Origin of the sequence: Novosphingobium pokkalii (genome assembly GCF_014652855.1) — a bacterium.
GTDB lineage: Bacteria > Pseudomonadota > Alphaproteobacteria > Sphingomonadales > Sphingomonadaceae > Novosphingobium > Novosphingobium pokkalii.
In genome coordinates this window covers 421,468-438,798 of sequence record NZ_BMZP01000001.1, presented here as the reverse complement: position 1 = coordinate 438,798, position 17,331 = coordinate 421,468, and the positions used below count along the sequence as shown (strand labels likewise).

Genomic DNA, 17,331 nt, shown 5'->3' with positions numbered 1-17,331 from the left:
CCCTTGGCGAATCCCCCGGGTGGAATTCACCGCTGCCCTAATTGATATTGATATTGGTTTGCAATAATTGATCGCAATGAGATCGACGATTCGCCCTCCGCGCAGCATTGCCCTGCGCAAATGGCTGCAACGGCTGCACAGTTGGCTCGGGCTCAGCCTTGGGCTGGTGCTGGCCGTGATGGGCGCGACGGGCGCCATGCTGTCTTTTCAGGACGATATCCAGGCGCGGCTGATTGCTCCGCTGCCCCTGCGCGGGGGTGAGACGGTGCTGGCGCCGTCGGTCTTGTTGCAACGCGCGGCGCTGGCGCAGCCGGGCAGGGCGATCGCGCGGTTCGTGGTAGAGAGCGATCCCACCGTTCCCGCGCTGATCAGCTTTGTCGACAAGGCAGCCGGCGCCAAAGGGCGCGAGACGGTGCTGCTGGACCGCCGGGACGGGCGCATCCTTGGGCCGCTGCCCGCTGCCCCATTTTTCGATACGGTGGAGCGGGTGCATCGCTGGCTGGCGATGCCCGGCAATGGCAAGGGCTGGGGACGGATCGTGACCGGCAGCGCCGCCATCGCGCTGATCGTGCTGGCGCTGGGTGGGCTCTATCTGCGCTGGCCTGCCAAGCCGCGGGACTGGCGCGCGTGGTTGACCATTCCGCCGGGGCGCAAGGGCCGCTGGTGGTGGCGCGAGGTACATCTGCTGCTCGGCGGCGTGATGATGGCGGTCTATCTGCTCAGCGCGATGACCGGGCTGTGGTGGTCGTTCGATTGGTATCGCAGTGGTGTTCAGCGCCTGTTGGGCGCAGAGCAGGCGGAAAAGGCCAAATCGCGCGGCAAACCCGATTTCGCCCTGGCCTGGCAGGGATTTGATGCGGCAACCGCAGGCCGCTCCTATCGCCGGATCATGCTGATCGTGCCCGAAAAAGGTGCGGCCTTGCGCTTTCGCGCGCTGCCCGTGGCGGCGCGACACGAGCGGGCCGATGATGCCGTGACGATCAACGGGGCCACCGGCAAGGTTCTGGCAACGGACTTTGCCGCGCAACGGCCAGGCGGTGCCGTCATCGTCGCCAGCATGTTTGAAATCCACCGTGGCGCGTTCTTTGGCCTGCCCGGCCGGATCGTGCTGTTCGTGACCAGCCTCAGCCTGCCGTTCTTTGCGATCAGCGGCGTGTGGTTCTACCTTGCCCGCCGCCGCATGAAGCGAAAGGGGCGAGCACGGCGCGTGGAGTTATGTCATCCGATCGCAACGCCCTGAGGAATCCCGTCCAATAGGCCATCCACCAGAGCATCGAACACGGCGCGATGGCGCGCGCTGGATCGCAAGTCTTCGTGCATCACGACCCACAGCGGCAGATCGAACGAAAACGCATCGGGCAGCACGCGGATCAACGCGGCATCGCGCGCGGCCACGGCCACTTGGCAGATGCCGATGCCAAAGCCCGCGCGGATCGCGCCGAGCTGCACCAGCGCGTTGTCGACCCGAAGTGCGAAATCGCCGTGCTCCAAGCCGGGCAAGGCCGTGAGCACGGCGCGGGACAGGTCGCCGATGCTGTCCACCCCGATCAGGTCATGGTGGGCGAGATCGGCCAAGGCCGTGGGCTCGCCATGCTGCGCGAGATAGTCGGCATGGGCATAGAGCCCCAATTTCAGCGCACCGAGCTTGCGCGCGAGAAGGGCCTGTTGCGTCGGAGCGACCATGCGGATGGCGATATCGGCATGGCGTTGCAGCAGGTCATCAATCGCGTCGCTGGCCACCAGTTCGATGCTGAGTTCCCGGTACTGGCGGCGCAGCGCGGTGAGCACTGGCGGCAGATGTTCGGCCGCCACCACCTCGCTGGCGGTCAGGCGAACCGTTCCGGCAATCACGTCTGCGCCCGCCGTTGCGGTCCGCAGCAGCGCGGCCGACGTGGCCAGCAAGGTTTCGGCATAGGGTCGCAGGGCGATGGCCCGGTCGGTGGGCGATAGGCCGCGTTGCGAGCGCAGGAACAAGGTGCCGCCCACCGCCTGTTCGAGTGCCTCGATATGGCGGGCTACGCTGGGCTGGGTGAGCCCCAGGGCGCGTGCCGCAGCCGAGAGCGAGCCTTCGCGAAGCACGGCGGCGAAGGTGCGATAGACATCCCAGCTTGGCTCTCTGTTCATATATTTCCGTATAGCTGGTTGCCGCATTCGGTCAATTTCATGGATCTCACCAGTGCGCCAAACCTGTCGCCGTCAGCAAGGAGAGCGACATGGAACGGATTGCGCTGGTTTTGGGCGTGACGGGTGGCATCGGCGGCGCAGTGGCGCGGCGCCTGGTTGAACGCGGGTGGAGCGTGCGGGCCCTGGTGCGGGCGCACAGCGCGCATCGGGTGCCGCAGGGGGTGTCGGCCGTGATCGGCGATGCGATGGATGGCGCAGCGGTTGCCGCTGCGGCACGCGGCGCAACGGTGATTGTGCACGCCGTCAACCCGCCCGGCTATCGCAACTGGAACACCGTGGTCTTGCCCATGCTGGACAACAGCATCGCGGCGGCGCGGGTCAGTGGCGCGCAGGTTCTGCTGCCGGGCACGGTCTACAACTATGGCCCTGACAGCTTACCCCTGATCGATGAAACCGCGCCGCAGCATGCCGTCACGCGCAAGGGCGCGATCAGGGTGGAGATGGAGCGCCGGCTGCGCGCTGCTGCCGATGCGGGCAAAATTCGCGCGCTGATCGTGCGGGCCGGTGATTTCTTTGGCCCCGGCGCGGCCAATAGCTGGTTTGCCCAAGGCCTGATCACGCCTGGCGGCCGCCCACGGGTTATCCGCAATCCCGCCGCGCGCGGGGTTGGGCATCTATGGGGGTATCTTCCCGACGTGGCCGAAACCATGGTCCGCCTGGTGGAGCATGATCGGGTGCCGGCCTTTGCCAACTATCACATGGGTGGGCACTGGGACGGAACGGGCACCGCGATGGTCGAGGCCATTGTCGAGGCGCTGGGCGCGCCGAAGGTGCGGGTTGCGCCGTTCCCGTGGTGGGCGCTGCGCCTGGCTGCCCCGTTTGCCCACATGCCGCGCGAATTGATGGAGATGCGCTATCTCTGGCAGCAGCCTGTGCGGCTGGATAACGCGCGCCTGGTCGCCACCTTGGGCGAAGAGCCGCACACGCCGCTTCCCCAAGCCGTGCGCGCCACGCTGGCCGCGCTGGGCTGCATGCCTTGATCTGCCCCGGCAGCATTGCCCTGGCCACGGGCCGGGACAACGGCGGCAACCGGCATCTGCGCATCGCGTTGGCTGCCGGTCTGTCATGACGCTGCCACAAGGCAGTTTGGGTCATCTCCCTGGCCAGTTGGGAAAGAACAGCCGCTGGCGATTGGTCTTGAGGCGCCCGGGCTGGGTATATTCGCCCAGCCAGCCATCGCTTTCGTCCAGGAACTTGGCTTCGGTCAGCGGCTTGCCTTCGGCGGCAAGGCGGTCGATCACTTGACGGGCATAGAAGTGGCGGAAGATCCGGTCGAATTCCGTCAGATAGACGTCGGCGACAGCGGTATCGCCGCGGATCAGCAGCATGTTCTCGTCGTTGGCTTCCAGCGATGACGTCGAAAAGTTGGCAGAGCCGGTGCAAACCAGCGGATTGTCGCCCAGCGGATCGATCAGCAGGAACTTCGTGTGAATGAAAAACACGTGCCCCTGCTTGCGGAACAATTCTTCCTTGAGGAACCAAGCGTCGAGGCTTGAGGGCGGGAACGCCTTCTTGCTCTTGGCATAATCGCCCAGGATGGACCCATAGGCCGCCACGACGTCGCGGTCTTGCGCCATCTTGGCTTTCAGCAGCTTGTCCGGTTCATCCTCCAGCAGAATGAAGCGCGCGAATGGGCGATCGATGCCGAACTGGGCAGCCAGCAGTTTGTTCACGCCGAACGCGGCGGTGAACATGACCGTGCCGGTGGCGGCGGCAATCTGGTCGGCATACCACGCCAGCATCACATCGTTCTTGCGGGGGGAGAAGAACGTGGTGATGCCAGGCGGCGCCGTCAGCGCGTCGAGATCGTCCTGAGGTGTCTTGGCCTGGGTCCAGGTGGAGAGTTCCGGCGTGGTCGGATCCTTGGACAGTTCGGTCCAGTATTCGAGGTAGTCCTGCGCGACATCGCGGTGGCGCACGATATGGACCACGTTGGTCTGGCCGATGAAGCCCGAGGCGGTGAAATTGGCCGATCCGGCCAGCACTTCCAGCGCCGCTCCGCCGCGCATCCACACGATGAACTTGTTGTGCGGAATGTTGCGGCGCCGCGTACGCTTGATGAGCCGCAGGTTGGGCTGGTTGGCCAGGCCGAGCCGCTCGATCGCGTTCTTGGCGGCAGTTGTTGCGCTGGTGGGCACTTGCGTGTGGGTCTTTTCGTCAAGCTCGGTTCCCGCCTCGTGCACGATGCGCACGTCCACGCCGCGCCCGGCCGCCTCGCGCAGCGCCTTGAGGATGGGGGTGTAGGTAAATTCATAGGCCGCAACGCGCAGGGAATCCCCGTCTTGCGCCTTGGCGATGAAATCCAGCGCTGCCTGCAACGCCCCGCGCGAGAGCCACTGTACCTCCCGATCGGCGGGATCATCCTCGTCCTGCGGCTTCTGGTTGTGGAAGGTTTCCGCAAACGCCTGGGAGGCGATCGCGCCAAAATTGAAATAGATGCCGTGTGCGCCCGCCGTCGGGTCAATCGTCGATATCGTGATCTCGGCAGCCTCGCCCAGCCTGACCGCCGCCACCGGCCCATAGACCGGGTGCACGCGATAGGTGATTTCCTGCCCAGGGGCGGCGTTGAAGTCTGACCAGATCAGGCTCTGGATAGGGTAGCGGTTGCTGGGATAGCTGTCGGCCGGATCGGGATGCGGCTCCACGCTGGCAAAGACCTTGCGCCCTTGCAGCCAGACCGTTTCCCCGTCTTCCAGCCGGGCAATGGCAAAGCCGAGCAGGCCGTGGCGGGCCTGCTCGGCAATATCGATCGCCAGCAAGACCACGCGGGTGCCGGAAATGGCTCGCAGCCGAAGAGAACCCGCTTCCGTCGTGACCCGCATGCCCTGTCCCCCGCGCTATTGTGCAGTCCACAGTAATATTCAGATCGCGAATCAGAATATCATGAATTGGGCGGCTTGAGTCCACAAATGATGCCAACGTGGAATGTATTGAACAATGCGTTGATTTTTGTGGAAATGATTGGTCAGACGATTGTCATCTTGTTATCAAATTGCCTTGTATGATCCGATCCTTCATACGACTGTTCCCACCAGCCGGCCGATGCCCGCCGTAACGGCCAGCGCCAGCGCTCCCCAAAATGTGACGCGGGCCGTGGCGCGCCACACATTGGCGCCGCCGGTCACCGCGCCGATGGCACCAAGCACGGCCAGAAACAGCAGCGAGCCGGCGATTTCGATCGGGATCAGCCAGGCACGGGGGGCGATGGCCGCGATCAGCACCGGCATGGCGGCGCCGAAGGTGAATGTTGCTGCCGACGTGAATGCGGCCTGGATCGGCCGGGCCGTGTTGGCAATGGTGATGCCAAGCTCGTCGCGAGCGTGCGCGGCCAGAGCGTCCTTGGCCATCAGTTCACGGGCGATGATCCGCGCGGTCGCCTCATCTATGCCGCGCTCGCGATAGATCCGGGCGAGCTCTTCCTGTTCGCCGGAAAAGTCTGCGGCCAATTCGGCCCTTTCGCGTGCCAGGTCGGCCTGTTCGGTATCATGCTGCGAACTGACCGAGACATATTCGCCCGCAGCCATGGACATGGCGCCTGCCACCAGTGCCGCCAGCGCTGCAATCAGGACGCTGGCCCGCGTACCGCCGGCCGCAGCGACGCCGAGGACCAGGCTGGACGTGGAAAGAATGCCGTCGTTGGCGCCCAGCACTGCCGCGCGCAGCCATCCGATCCGGTCGACGAGATGATATTCGCGGCCAGCTTGCTTTGCCATCGATCTTCTCCTGCGTGGCACGAATGCCGTGATAGCCATCCTGAAGGCGCACGCACAGACAAATGCCGACGGTGCAAGTTCGTGCCTCGCGTTGCGCCAAACGTTCGAACCCGCGCGTCCGGAAACCATTGCGGTGCGGGATGGGCGATGCAATAGAGGAGGTGGGTGCTCGCTGGCCAGGACTTGGCGCGGGCAGGCTTTTGCGCTGGTCGGGCCGCCAGCGGGCCCACAGTCGTGTCCGGACGTTTCCCGTGCTGCATGCCCATGACCGTTCCAGCGTTTCAGCGTGGACACACCGCGCGCTTTGCCGCCGGGCCGCAACTCGCCGCTTTCGGCCGGCGCCTGCGCCCTTTTCGCGGCGCCGGATCAACCAGCGCTGGTTGGCGTTGAACCGATCGCGGATGCCATCCTCGCCATATCGGGAACGGCCCTCGGCCTTTGCGCAGACATCGGAGCAAGCATGGAAGTAGCGACGGGACCAACCTTTGGCGCAGGCAAGCGGGTAGGCGCGCGGCTCAGCCGCCTTGCCCTTTACCGCTGGTGGCGCCGCCGGGTCGTGGGGCCGGTCGATCACCAGGCGGTCGTGGCACGGATCTTCGCGGAAAGCTGCTGGTCGCCGCGCTATGCCTTCATGACCATGATGTCGGCCGGCATCGCGATGCTGGGGTTGCTGCTATCGTCGCCCGCCGTGGTCATCGGCGCCATGCTGATCTCGCCGTTGATGAGCCCGATCCTGGGGTTCGGATTCAGCCTGGCGCTGTTCGATTTTGCCGAAATGCGGCGATCGCTGCTGGCCTTGGCGATCGGCGCCTTTGCCGCCGTGGCATTCACGGCCCTGATCGTCACGGCCTCGCCATTGCAGGCCCCCACGGCCGAGATCGTTGCCCGCACGCGCCCGAATCTGTTCGATCTAGGCGTTGCCCTGTTTGCCGCGCTCGCCGGCAGCTTTGCCATCATCCGTGGCCGGGGCGAGACCATTGTCGGCGTGGCCATCGCCACCGCGCTGATGCCGCCGCTCGCCGTGGTGGGCTATGGCCTTGCGACGTGGAACCTGCCGGTGCTCGGCGGAGCCCTGGCGCTGTTTGTCACAAACTTCATCACGATCGCGCTCTCGGCCACCGTGATGGCGCGCTATTACGGCTTTGGGCACCAGCTCTCCAGCCGGCAGAGCTGGACCCAGACCATCTTGCTGCTGTTGGTCTTCGTGGCCATGGCCATCCCGCTCGGCTTCGCACTCAACCGCATCGCGCGCGAGGCGCTCACCGTGTCGGAAGTGCGCTCGCTGCTGACCAAGCGGTTTGGCAGCGCCTCGCGCGTCACGCAGCTTGACGTGGCGTTCGATCGCACACCCAACGTGATCCGCGCCGTGGTCATCACGCCACGTGGCAAGACCCAGAAGACCGTGGTGCTGCAAAAGGCGATCGAACAGGAACTGGGGCGCCCGGTGCGCCTGGATATCGACCAGATCCTGCTCGAACCGGGGGCGGGCGCGATCGATGCCCAGCGGGAGGAACTGCGCCAGGCTGGCGACCAGCCCAATCTGGAGGCCCAGCGCATGGCGGCGATCGCGCAGATGATTGCCCTGATCACCGGGGTGGCGGCCGATGATGTGACGATCGACCGTGATCATCACCGCGTGACGGCGGCGGCGGTGCCGCTGCCGGGCGCAACCGTTGCCACCTATCGCACGCTGGAAGCCCGCGCCGCCGCGCAGACCGACGGCTGGAGCGTGGCCATCGTGCCGCCGCAAGGCCCACTGCCCGAGATCGCTTTTGCCGACAATGCCGATGCGCTGGATCCGGTGGCGCGCGATGCCGTGCTGACATCGGCCTGGGCGGCACGGCGCTGGAACGTGCCCGCACTCGGCGTGCCGGGGCTGCCGGCCGGCACGCCCCCGGCGCGGCCCAGCCTGGCCCAGCGGCGCGCCCTGGCGGTGGCGGCTGTGCTGGCAACCCAGGGCATCGGCGTGCTGCCGACCCCGGGCGGCGGGTCACGGTTCCACTTGTCGACGGGAGAAGGGCAATGATCGCCGGCGTTGCGCTGACGCCGTTCGATGCGGCGGCGATCCTCATCGTGCTCGCCGCCGGGCTGGGCTATTGCAACTACCGCTTCCTCAAGCTGCCCGCCTCGATCGGGCTGACGGTGATGGGCGCCGTTGCCTCGCTGCTGGTCGTCGGCATCGCCCGGTTCGTGCCCGGGGCTGCTTTCGCGCGGGATATCGTCGGTTTCATCGCCGGCATCGATTTCCATACCACGCTGATGGATGGCATGCTGTCGTTCCTGCTGTTCGCCGGTGCGCTGCACGTGGACTGGCATGAGATGCGGCGCGGTCGCTGGCCGATCATCGTGCTCAGCACCATCGGCGTGGCGCTGTCGACCGCCTTGATCGGTGGCGGCTTCCTGCTGCTGGCCCACGCCATTGGCTTTGAACTGCCGGCGATCTGGTGCTTCGTCTTTGGCGCGCTGATCAGCCCGACCGATCCTGTCTCGGTGATGGGCGTGCTCAAGCGTGCCCAGGTGTCGCCCACGCTCGAAGCCACGGTTGCGGGGGAAAGCCTGTTCAATGACGGGGTGGGCGTGGTGATCTTCACCATCCTGCTCGTATCGGCGCTGTCGGGCGAGCCGTTTTCCATCGGGCATGCCGCCAGCCTGTTCGCGGCCGAGGCGGGCGGTGGGGTCGTGCTCGGGCTGGTGATCGGCTGGATCGCGTTTCGGCTGATGCGCTCGATCGATGACTACAAGGTCGAAGTGCTCATCAGCCTTGCCGTGGTCATGGGCGGCTATGCCATCGCGCGGCCGCTGCATGCCAGCGGGCCGGTGGCCATGGCCGTGGCCGGGCTGATCATCGGCAACGCCGGCGTGGCCCATGCGATGAGCGACACCACCCGCGATTACCTGCACAAGTTCTGGGATCTGATCGACGATATCCTCAACACCGTGCTGTTCCTGTTGATCGGGCTGGAAGTCGTGACCATTCCGGGCGACCTGCGCCTGGTGGTGCTGGGCCTTGCCGCCATTCCGCTGGCGCTTGCAGCGCGCTCGATTTCCGTGCTTCTGCCGCTCTGCGCGATCCGGCCGGGGCATCGCTATGGGCTGGTCGCGCCGGTGACCCTGATCTGGGGCGGGCTGCGCGGCGGCATTTCGATTGCCCTGGCGCTTGGCTTGCCCGATGGCCCGGCGCGCCCGGTGATCCTTGCCGCCACCTATCTCGTCGTGCTGTTCTCGGTCATCGGGCAGGGCGGCACCATCAAGGGCGTACTGGAGCGTCTTACCGCGAAGAACGAAGGGACACCGGCATGAAGGCGCGCCTGCTGCGGCTGTCGGCCACCCTGCGCGAAAGCTATTGGTTCGTCCCCACGATCATGGCCCTGGCGGCTCTGCTGCTGGCGCTGACCACGGTCACCATCGACAGCCATGCCGGCACGATGGCCTGGACGACCGGATTGCCCGGGCTCGATGCGGCGCGCGCCGATGGCGCGCGCAGCCTGCTGTCGGCGATCGGCGGTTCGATGATCGGCGTTGCCGGCACGACCTTTTCGGTCACGATCGCGGCGGTGGTCTATGCATCGGGCCAATATGGCCCGCGCCTGCTCAGCAATTTCATGTCCGATCGCGGCAACCAGGTGACCCTGGGCACTTTCATCGCCACGTTCGTCTATTCGCTGGTGGTGTTGCGCACGATCCGCTCGGCGGGGGAGGGCGGCACGGGTGCGGCCGCCTTCGTGCCGCAACTGGCGCTGCTGATCGCGCTTGTGCTGGTACTCTGCTCGATCGCCGTTCTGATCTATTTCATTCACCACGTGCCCATGCGGATCCACATCAACAGCGTGATCGAACAGATCGGCGGGCGGCTGGTGCACGACATCGAGGCGCGCTTTCCGGCAAAGGACGAACCCGCGCCGGCCAACCATGCCGGCGATCTGCCGGTTCCGCAGGCCTTGTCAGCCGATGCCCCCCTCGCCGGGCAGGAGCAGCCGGCACCGATCCTTTCCTACGGGATCGGCTATATCCAGGTGATTGACGAAGGCGCCGTGATCGAGGCGGCGCGCGCGCACGACATGGTCGTCCGCCTGCATCGCCAGCCCGGAGACTTCGTGCACAAGCACAGCCTGCTGATGACGGCTTGGCCGGCCGGCAAGTGCAGCGAACAGGCCGCTGCCGCCTTGCGCCAGGCCTGTGCGCTCGGCTCCCGGCGCAGCGCGCTGCAAGACCTGCGCTTCCTGATCGACGAACTGGTGGAGATCGCGGCGCGCGCGCTGTCACCCGGCGTCAACGATCCCTTCACGGCCAGCAGCTGTCTCGACTGGCTTGGCGCGGCGATGGCAACCCTGGCGCAACGGCGGCTGCCGCCGTGCGAGCGCGTCGACGCCGATGGGCAGTTGCGGCTGCTGCTGCTTCCCGTGACGTTCGACGATTTCATCGAACGCGCGTTTGGCGCCCTCGCGCAATATGCCAGCGCCGACATGATCGCTGGCAAGCGCTTTCTCGATTCACTGGGCGATGTCGCCCACCATTGTGATGATCCGGCGCTCATCGCAACGCTTGCCAGGCAGGCCCGCGCCTTTCGCGCTCTGGCCGCAAACACGCTCGATGGTGCTTGCCGCGATGCCGTGGTCGGCCGCGCCGACAGCGTGCTCGCAGCCCTGGCCCGCGCCACTGGCGAAAGTCTTTGCGCCGGCACCACGGCCCGGATGGAAGGGATCACATGATTGTTGCCGTTGCCCTGGTCGTTGCGCTGCTCGTCACGATCGCGCTGACATTTGGCCGTTTTGCCCGCAGCGACACCTGGCGCGCGACGGTCACGCCATTAGCGTCGATCATCGGATCGGGCTTTCTCATCTGTGGGCCGCTGCTTGCGCGCGAGTTCGGCAGCGCCGCGCTGGGGGCCATGGCGGTGTTGCTGGCTATCGCCTATGCCGCCGGCGCGGTGATCCGGTTCAATATCGTCCATATCGAAGCCTATCTCGCCACGGCCGGGTTCAACGATCCGGTCGCCTGGCTGGCCCGGGTGACGCAGGGCGTGCTGGCGCTGGCCTATGCAGTGTCGGTTGCCTATTATCTCAAGCTGCTGGCGGAATTTTCGCTCAAGCCGATCACCATCGCCCCGGCACTGCAACCGCTTGCCGCGAACATCATCGTGACAGTGCTGATCGTGCTGATGACGCTGCTCGCCCTGGGCGGCAGCCTGCGCAAGGTGGAGCATCTGGCCCATGGCACGGTTTCGCTCAAGATCGGGATCATTGCCGGCCTGCTCGTGGCGCTCGCGCTGTCCTGGGTCATCGGCGGTTCGCACATGGCTCTGCCCCCCGTCCGGCTGTCGTTTGCCAGCGTACCGATGCTGCTGGGCCTGCTGATCACGGTGCAGGGCTTTGAAACCTCGCGCTATCTTGGCCATGCCTATCCGGCCACGCTGCGGGTGCGGACGATGCGGCACGCGCAATGGATTTCCTCGGCGATCTATCTGGCCTTCATCGCGCTGCTCACCCCGTTCCTGTCGCGCGCGGCGGCCACCCAGGGGGTGGCGGGTATCCTCGATATCATGGAACTGATCGCCCCGGCGCTTGGCCTGTTTGTGCTCATCGGCGCGGTGGCCAGCCAGTTGAGCGCGGCGGTGGCGGACTCGATCGGGTCGGGCGGGCTCATCAATGAAGTTTCGCGGCGCACGATCAGCGTCCCGCTGGCTTTCCTGCTGGCTGGTGGCCTGGCGATCGTGATCGTCTGGCTGACGGACCCGTTCGAAGTCGTCGCGCTTTCCTCACGCGCTTTCGCGCTGTTCTACGCCCTGCAATGTGTGCTGGCGCTGATCGTGTCGATCCGCACGGGGGCAGGGACCACGGCGCAGCGGCTCGGCTTTGTCGCCATCGGCCTGGTCTGCCTGATCGCGGCCGCCGTCGGTGCGCCGGCGGAAGGGTGAACACAGCGGCAGCGCCCTCCACCACGGGGCCGGCGCGACAAGTTAGAGGCCAGTGTCGTTGAGCGCCCAAACCCCCGGGCATGGCACGACCGGGATCGTCAGACGCTGGCAAACCCGCGCACGGGAATGGCCGTGGTGTGCTTGAGTTCCGAAAGCGTGACGGTGGAGACGATGTCGATCACGCCGGGCAGCTTGAGCACCACCTTGAAGATGAATTTCTGATACCATTCCAGCGATTGCGCGATCACCTTGATCATGATGTCGCGCTCGCCGAAAATGGTGTGGCACTCCAGGATTTCAGGCGTGATTTCGATCTTGCGCAGGAAATCCTCGCGCTGCTTGTCCGACAGCGCGGCCATCTTGAGCGTGGCGAAGACGATGATTGCATCGCCCAGTTGCTTGCGATCGAGCAGCGCGACCTGGCCCTTGATATAGCCCTCCTCGCGCAATCGTTGCAGGCGCCGCCAGCACGGCGATTGCGAAAGGCCCACCTTTTCGGCCAGTTCGGTGGTGGAAAGGCTGGCATCCTTCTGGATCTGGTCGAGGATCTTGAGGTCGATCGGACTGAGTGGTTCTGCCATGCGAAAATCCTTGTAAACGTCGCAAAATCTATCCAGCATTTGGGTTGGTGCAAGATAACATCGACCAAATGCATGGATTTCCTGCATGAACGGTGCGAGCCTGCATCACCCGGCATGGTTATGCGCAAACGCGCGGCGAAACGGCATGAATTGGCAGCGGCCCGCAGCTATGCTGGGCAGCATGGCATATCGGCAGGGCAAAGAGGCGATGGCGGAAACGGGGCTGACGCGGCGCCAGGCGATCCACGGGCTTGGCGCAGGCGTGGCCGCCGGCATGGCGGTAGGGCCGCACGCCATGGCGGCGCCTGCGCCCATCGCCACCGTGCTGCCGGCTCGCGCTGCGTTTGCGCCGACCAGCCTGGCCTACCTCGACAACGGATCGCAGCACCCGCTGAGCCTGGGCGGTCAGGCCGCGATCGAGGCCTATCTGGCCAAGCGGCGGCTGGACCCCGCCGCGCAAGGGTACGAGTTGGACGAAGAAGGTCTGCTGGCCAAGTTCGCCAGGCTGATCAATGCCGAGCCCGACGAAGTGACCTATGTGCAAAGCACCACGGCGGCGGAACAGATGGTGCTGCGCGCGTTGGAACTGCCAGGCAACGGCGGCGCCCGCGTGGTGACCGACACGCTGCATTTCTTCGGCTCCATTCCGCTGTACGAGGAAATGGCGCGGCAGGGAGTGAACGTCACCTGGGTGCGGGCGGTGGATGGGCGCATCCGCCTGGAGGACATGGCCAAGGCCCTTGAAGAAGGGAACGGGGCCGGTGGAGCGCGGCTGGTGGCGCTTTCGCAGGTGTCCACGATCAACGGGTTCGAGCATGATCTCAAGGCGGTGTGCGACCTGGCCCATGCCCATGGCGCGCTGGTCTATGCCGACATGATCCATGCCGCCGGCTGCGTGCCGGTGGACGTGAAAGCGAGCGGCGTCGATTTCGCCGCCTGCGCTTCGTACAAATGGCTGATGGGCGATTTCGGGCTGGGCTTCCTCTATGTGCGGCGCGATGTGTGGCCGCGCCTCAAGCGTTGCGCCTACGGCTATTACGGCATCGATGCGTTCCAGCCGCATATCTATCCGCTCGATCCGCCGGGGGAGGGGGTGGCCGACTATGCGTTTGCCGACAATGCCACCGGCCGCTTTGCCCTGGGCACCCACAGCCACGCGGTGATCGCGCAATTGCACCATTCGCTCGACTGGATCATGGCCGCGGGGGTGGCGCGCATCCAGGCTCATGCGCAAGCGCTGGTGGCTCGGCTCAAGGCCGAATTGCCCGCGCGTGGATATGCGGTGATGACGCCGCCCGAATGCCGCGCCCCGATCGTGACGGCGATCTGTGCCGATGCCCGCGCCAGGATCGGCCCGGCAATGGCGGCGGCGGGGGTCAAGCTGACGCTTTCGGCCAACCGCTTTCGCCTGACGCCTTCGGTGCAGAACGACGATACCGACATAGACCGGTTCCTGGCGGCCCTGCCGCGCGCATGAAAGAGGCCGAGATGGCGCAAGACCTGGTGTTCATCGATGGCGAGCGCGTGCATCGCCTGCTCGATTATCCTGCCTGCATTGCGGCGATGGAGGCGGCCATGCGCGCGCTTTCGGGCGGCGCAACACGGCAGTTGCCGCGCACCATGATCCACATGGGCGAGGGGCGCACCTTTGCCCAGATGACCGCCAGCCTGGCCGACGATGGCATGTTCGGCGCAAAGCTGATCAGCGTGTTTGCCGATCCTGCCCGGCCGGGCCAGCGCCGCCATCGCGGGGTCATCACCCTGTTCGAGCCGGCGGAAGGCCGCCCCGTGGCGGTGGTCGATGCCGAGGCGGTGACCCATATCCGCACGGCGGCCGCCACGGCCGTAGCCACGCGCGCCCTGGCCCGCACCGATGCGCGCGTGCTGCTGATCATGGGCACCGGCGGGCAGGCCCATACCCATCTGGCCGCACTGCCGCTGGTTCATCGCTTTGACCGCATCCTGATCTGGGGCCGCGATCCCGCCCGCGCCGCTGCGGTGGTGCAGGAATGGCAGGACCGCCTGCCCGTGGCCGTGGCGCCCGACGCGCAAGCGGCGGTGGCGCAGGCCGATGTGATCTGCACGGTGAGCGGCGCGGCCCAGCCGATCCTGCTGGGGCAATGGGTGCAGCCCGGCACCCACGTCAACCTGGTGGGATCGAGTGCGCCCGGCCCGGTGGAAGCCGACACGGCGCTTGTCGCTGCCGCGCGCTATATCGCCGACAGCAAGGCCAATGCCCGCGAGGCGGCCGCCGAATTCCTGGTCGCCCGTGCCGCCGGCGCGGTGGACGATGCCCATATCGTGGCCGAGATCGGCGAAGTGCTGCTGGGCCAGGTGCCCGGCCGCCGCAACGCGCAGGATATCACGCTCTACAAGTCGCTCGGCCATGCCGTGCAGGACATTGCCGCCGCGCAGTTGCTGCTGGAGCGAGTGAGGGCAGGGCGAGCGGCCTGAAACGGCAAATCCGCTGCCTTCCGTGGAATGAAGGCAGCGGACCGTTGCGACCCGAATGTTTTCGGGGAATTGGCCGTTCAGAAGGAACCGGCAAACTGCACGCCGACCGTGCGGGGCGGGATGTAGCGGCCATAGGGCGCGGTGGTGCCGTTGCGGTTGATCGCGTAGAGCACGGCGCGCTCGTCGGTCAGGTTGCGGGCGAAGATGTTGACGCTCCACCCTGCGTCCAGCGTCACGCCGGCCCGCACGTCGAGCTGGCCATAGCTGGGCAGCATCTGGCGCTTGCGGCCCGCTGCGGCGAGGCTGTTGAGGAAATCGCCCGGCCGCTTGCCCGTCCAGGCATAGTTCACGCCCAGCGAGCCGCTGACGCCTTCACCCAGCGGCACTTTCTGATCGAGCCCGATATTGGCGGTAAACCGCGCCGAATTGGGCAGGCGATCGCCCTTGGCGCCGACCAGCGCGGAACCGCCATCGGTGGCCGCCGGCAGGGCCTGGGTCAGCACGGCATCGGTGAACGTGGCGTTGCCGCTGATTGCGCCGCCCTTCCACGGCCGCACCGTTCCGGCCAGTTCCACGCCCCGGCTGCGCGCCTTGGCGCCATTGGTGGTGAACGTCAGCTCGTTGGCCGAGGTGTTCTGCAACTGGATGCGGCTCCAGTCGATCTGGAACACGGAAAGGTCGAAATCGAGCTTGCCATCCAGCACTGAACCCTTGGCGCTCGCTTCATAGTTGACCACGCGGTCGGAGCGATAGGTTCCGGGCACACCATCGGCCAGGGTATTGGTGCCGCCGGGGCGATAGCCGTTGGCCACGCGCGCATAGACCATCACGTCGGGCGTGATGTGCCAGCTTGGCGAAACCAGCCAGGTGAACGGGCTATCCGACGTGCGGTGTTCTTCGCTGCTGGAAAAGCCGAAGATGTATTGCGCAACGCCCGTGGTGGCGACGGTAGAGAGGTTGTCCTGCTTGTTGTGGGCATAGCGGCCGCCCACTTGCAGATCGAGGCCGGGGGCGAGGTGACCGGTGACCGTGCCGAAGGCCGCCAGCTCGCGATAGGTGGAAGGCCCGGCGCCGACGTAAGGCGTGTCGATCAGGCTGCCACTGGCGTTCATCAGCAGCATGGTCTGCGCGATGTTGGCATGCTCGACCGAATAGAACCCGCCGAGCATCCAATCGAGCGCGGTGCCGCTGCCCGACAGGCGCAGTTCCTGCGAAAAGCGCGCGGCGCGATGCGAGTTGGTCAGGAAGACCGAGGACAGACCGTCGTAGTACCGTCCGAGCAGACCGCCGAAGATGCTGGTAAGATCCTGGTAGGGGACGGATTCGTTGACGTTCCACCCGGTGACCGAGGTAACCTGGACTTTGCCCAGATCGAGCACGGCGCGGGCGGAATAGACATCGAACTGGCTGCGGCTGGGCTGGCCCAGCACGCGGGTGACCGAATAGGGATCCGCGTTGACACTGTTCCAGTCCGTGTCTGACTTGAAGTCCACCAATCCGCTGTTCTCGGTGCGCAGGCGCTGGCGAATGGCGCTGAGCGTGATCGTCAGGTTGTCCACCGGGCGCAGCAGCAGGGCGGCGCGGCCGCCCCATTGGCGCTGGTGATTGGCATTGGCCAGGAATTGCCCGGTGTTGCTGTCGGTGTTGTCCACCCAAGCCGGATCGCGGCGATAGAAGCCGCTGACCGACAGGCCGACGCGGTCCTTGATCAGCGGCACGTTGAGCGAGCCACGCAGCGAATTGCCCTGGCCGCCATGGGCCACGGTGGAAACGCCTGCTTCCACCCGCCCGCTGAGTTGCGTGGTGCTGGGGTCTTGCGTCACGTACTTGATGATACCGCCCAGGCTGGACGCGCCATAGAGCGTGCCCTGCGGGCCGCGCAGCACTTCGATGCGCGAGAGGATCGCCGGGTCGAAATCGGGAATGTCGGTATCGCCATTGGCGGTGGCCGAACCGAACGGCACATCGTCTACCAGCACGGCGAGCGTGGGATTGGTGGCGCCGCCAGTAGTAATGCCGCGCAGCGAAAGGCTACGCACCGCCTGGCCGGCATATTGCAGACCGGGCACGCGGTTGAAATAGTCGCGGATGCTGGGAAGATTCTGCTGGGTAAGCGTGCTGGCCGAAATGGCAGAGACCGGGGCGGGCACGTCGATCAGGCGCTGGCTGGTCTTGAGCGCGGTGACGATGATCGTTTCGCCTGGATCATCGGCGCTGGCCTGCGGCGCATCTGGCGCGGCGGTCTGCGCATGGGCGCCAAGGGCCAAGCCGCTCGAAAGGATCGGCGCCAGGGCCAGGGCCAGGGCGGATCGACGGCGGAACGCGCCGGTGGTGTTGGTCTGCATGCATGCCCCCATGTTCTGGTTGGTTCGTTGTCGGCAAGAACACCACAGCGAAGCGGGAATTTTTATTTGGATATGGCGCGGCGCCGGTCACCGGGGGTCATTTTTATGCGTGAAAGCGGCCCGGCGGGGTGTGAGCCGTG

The 17,331-nt window shown here is 66.0% G+C and carries 13 protein-coding genes; 8 read left to right on the top strand and 5 right to left on the bottom strand.

Annotated features, from left to right (window positions below; translation table 11 throughout):
• The first annotated feature begins 76 nt into the window (after nt 1–76).
• Nucleotides 77–1,240 (top strand): PepSY-associated TM helix domain-containing protein, encoded by a 1,164-nt coding sequence (locus tag IE191_RS01920; protein ID WP_191322635.1) that lies wholly within the window; start codon nt 77–79, stop codon nt 1,238–1,240.
• On the opposite strand, the gene IE191_RS01915 is transcribed toward IE191_RS01920, so the two are convergent.
• Complete coding sequence (locus IE191_RS01915) at nt 1,219–2,124, bottom strand: LysR family transcriptional regulator (RefSeq protein ID WP_191322634.1); 906 nt, start codon at nt 2,122–2,124, stop codon at nt 1,219–1,221. The genes IE191_RS01920 and IE191_RS01915 overlap by 22 nt on opposite strands.
• 89 nt (nt 2,125–2,213) lie before the next feature.
• On the opposite strand from IE191_RS01915, the gene IE191_RS01910 reads away from it, so the two are divergent.
• The gene (locus IE191_RS01910) at nt 2,214–3,164 is read left to right on the top strand and encodes an NAD-dependent epimerase/dehydratase family protein (protein WP_191322633.1); all 951 of its coding nucleotides are present in this window, start codon (nt 2,214–2,216) and stop codon (nt 3,162–3,164) included.
• A 111-nt stretch (nt 3,165–3,275) separates the two neighbouring features.
• On the opposite strand, the gene IE191_RS01905 is transcribed toward IE191_RS01910, so the two are convergent.
• Complete coding sequence (locus IE191_RS01905; RefSeq protein WP_191322632.1) at nt 3,276–5,006, bottom strand: phospholipase D-like domain-containing protein; 1,731 nt, start codon at nt 5,004–5,006, stop codon at nt 3,276–3,278.
• Nucleotides 5,007–5,198: 192 nt separating this feature from the next.
• Entirely contained in the window at nt 5,199–5,936 is a 738-nt protein-coding gene (locus IE191_RS01900) for a VIT1/CCC1 transporter family protein (RefSeq protein WP_373299210.1), read from the bottom strand.
• 421 nt (nt 5,937–6,357) lie between these two features.
• Here IE191_RS01900 and IE191_RS01895 point away from each other — a divergent pair, with 421 nt between their 5' ends.
• Genes IE191_RS01895 through IE191_RS01880 form a run of 4 tightly spaced genes read left to right on the top strand, consistent with a single transcriptional unit; the run spans nt 6,358 to nt 11,811 of the window.
• A complete protein-coding gene (locus tag IE191_RS01895; RefSeq protein ID WP_191322631.1) occupies nt 6,358–7,923 on the top strand; it encodes a DUF389 domain-containing protein in 1,566 nt (521 codons plus the stop codon).
• Nucleotides 7,920–9,197 (top strand): cation:proton antiporter, encoded by a 1,278-nt coding sequence (locus IE191_RS01890; RefSeq protein WP_191322630.1) that lies wholly within the window; start codon nt 7,920–7,922, stop codon nt 9,195–9,197. Before IE191_RS01895 ends, IE191_RS01890 begins: the two co-directional genes overlap by 4 nt.
• Nucleotides 9,194–10,606, top strand: a complete 1,413-nt coding sequence (locus IE191_RS01885) for a DUF2254 domain-containing protein (protein ID WP_191322629.1) — start codon at nt 9,194–9,196, stop codon at nt 10,604–10,606. The genes IE191_RS01890 and IE191_RS01885 overlap by 4 nt, the downstream gene beginning before the upstream one ends.
• Nucleotides 10,603–11,811, top strand: a complete 1,209-nt coding sequence (locus IE191_RS01880; protein ID WP_191322628.1) for an Aq_097 family APC-type transporter — start codon at nt 10,603–10,605, stop codon at nt 11,809–11,811. The genes IE191_RS01885 and IE191_RS01880 overlap by 4 nt, the downstream gene beginning before the upstream one ends.
• A gap of 98 nt (nt 11,812–11,909) precedes the next feature.
• On the opposite strand, the gene IE191_RS01875 is transcribed toward IE191_RS01880, so the two are convergent.
• The gene (locus IE191_RS01875) at nt 11,910–12,392 is read right to left on the bottom strand and encodes an Lrp/AsnC family transcriptional regulator (protein ID WP_168557438.1); all 483 of its coding nucleotides are present in this window, start codon (nt 12,390–12,392) and stop codon (nt 11,910–11,912) included.
• A gap of 181 nt (nt 12,393–12,573) precedes the next feature.
• On the opposite strand from IE191_RS01875, the gene IE191_RS01870 reads away from it, so the two are divergent.
• Complete coding sequence (locus IE191_RS01870) at nt 12,574–13,869, top strand: aminotransferase class V-fold PLP-dependent enzyme (RefSeq protein ID WP_229815034.1); 1,296 nt, start codon at nt 12,574–12,576, stop codon at nt 13,867–13,869.
• Nucleotides 13,866–14,846: an ornithine cyclodeaminase family protein gene (locus tag IE191_RS01865; RefSeq protein WP_191322627.1), complete on the top strand. Its 981-nt coding sequence runs from the start codon at nt 13,866–13,868 to the stop codon at nt 14,844–14,846. Before IE191_RS01870 ends, IE191_RS01865 begins: the two co-directional genes overlap by 4 nt.
• Before the next feature lie 77 nt (nt 14,847–14,923).
• Here IE191_RS01865 and IE191_RS01860 read toward each other — a convergent pair whose 3' ends face one another.
• On the bottom strand, nt 14,924–17,191 hold the full coding sequence (locus IE191_RS01860) for a TonB-dependent receptor (RefSeq protein ID WP_191322626.1): 2,268 nt from the start codon (nt 17,189–17,191) through the stop codon (nt 14,924–14,926).
• Nucleotides 17,192–17,331: the final 140 nt, after the last annotated feature.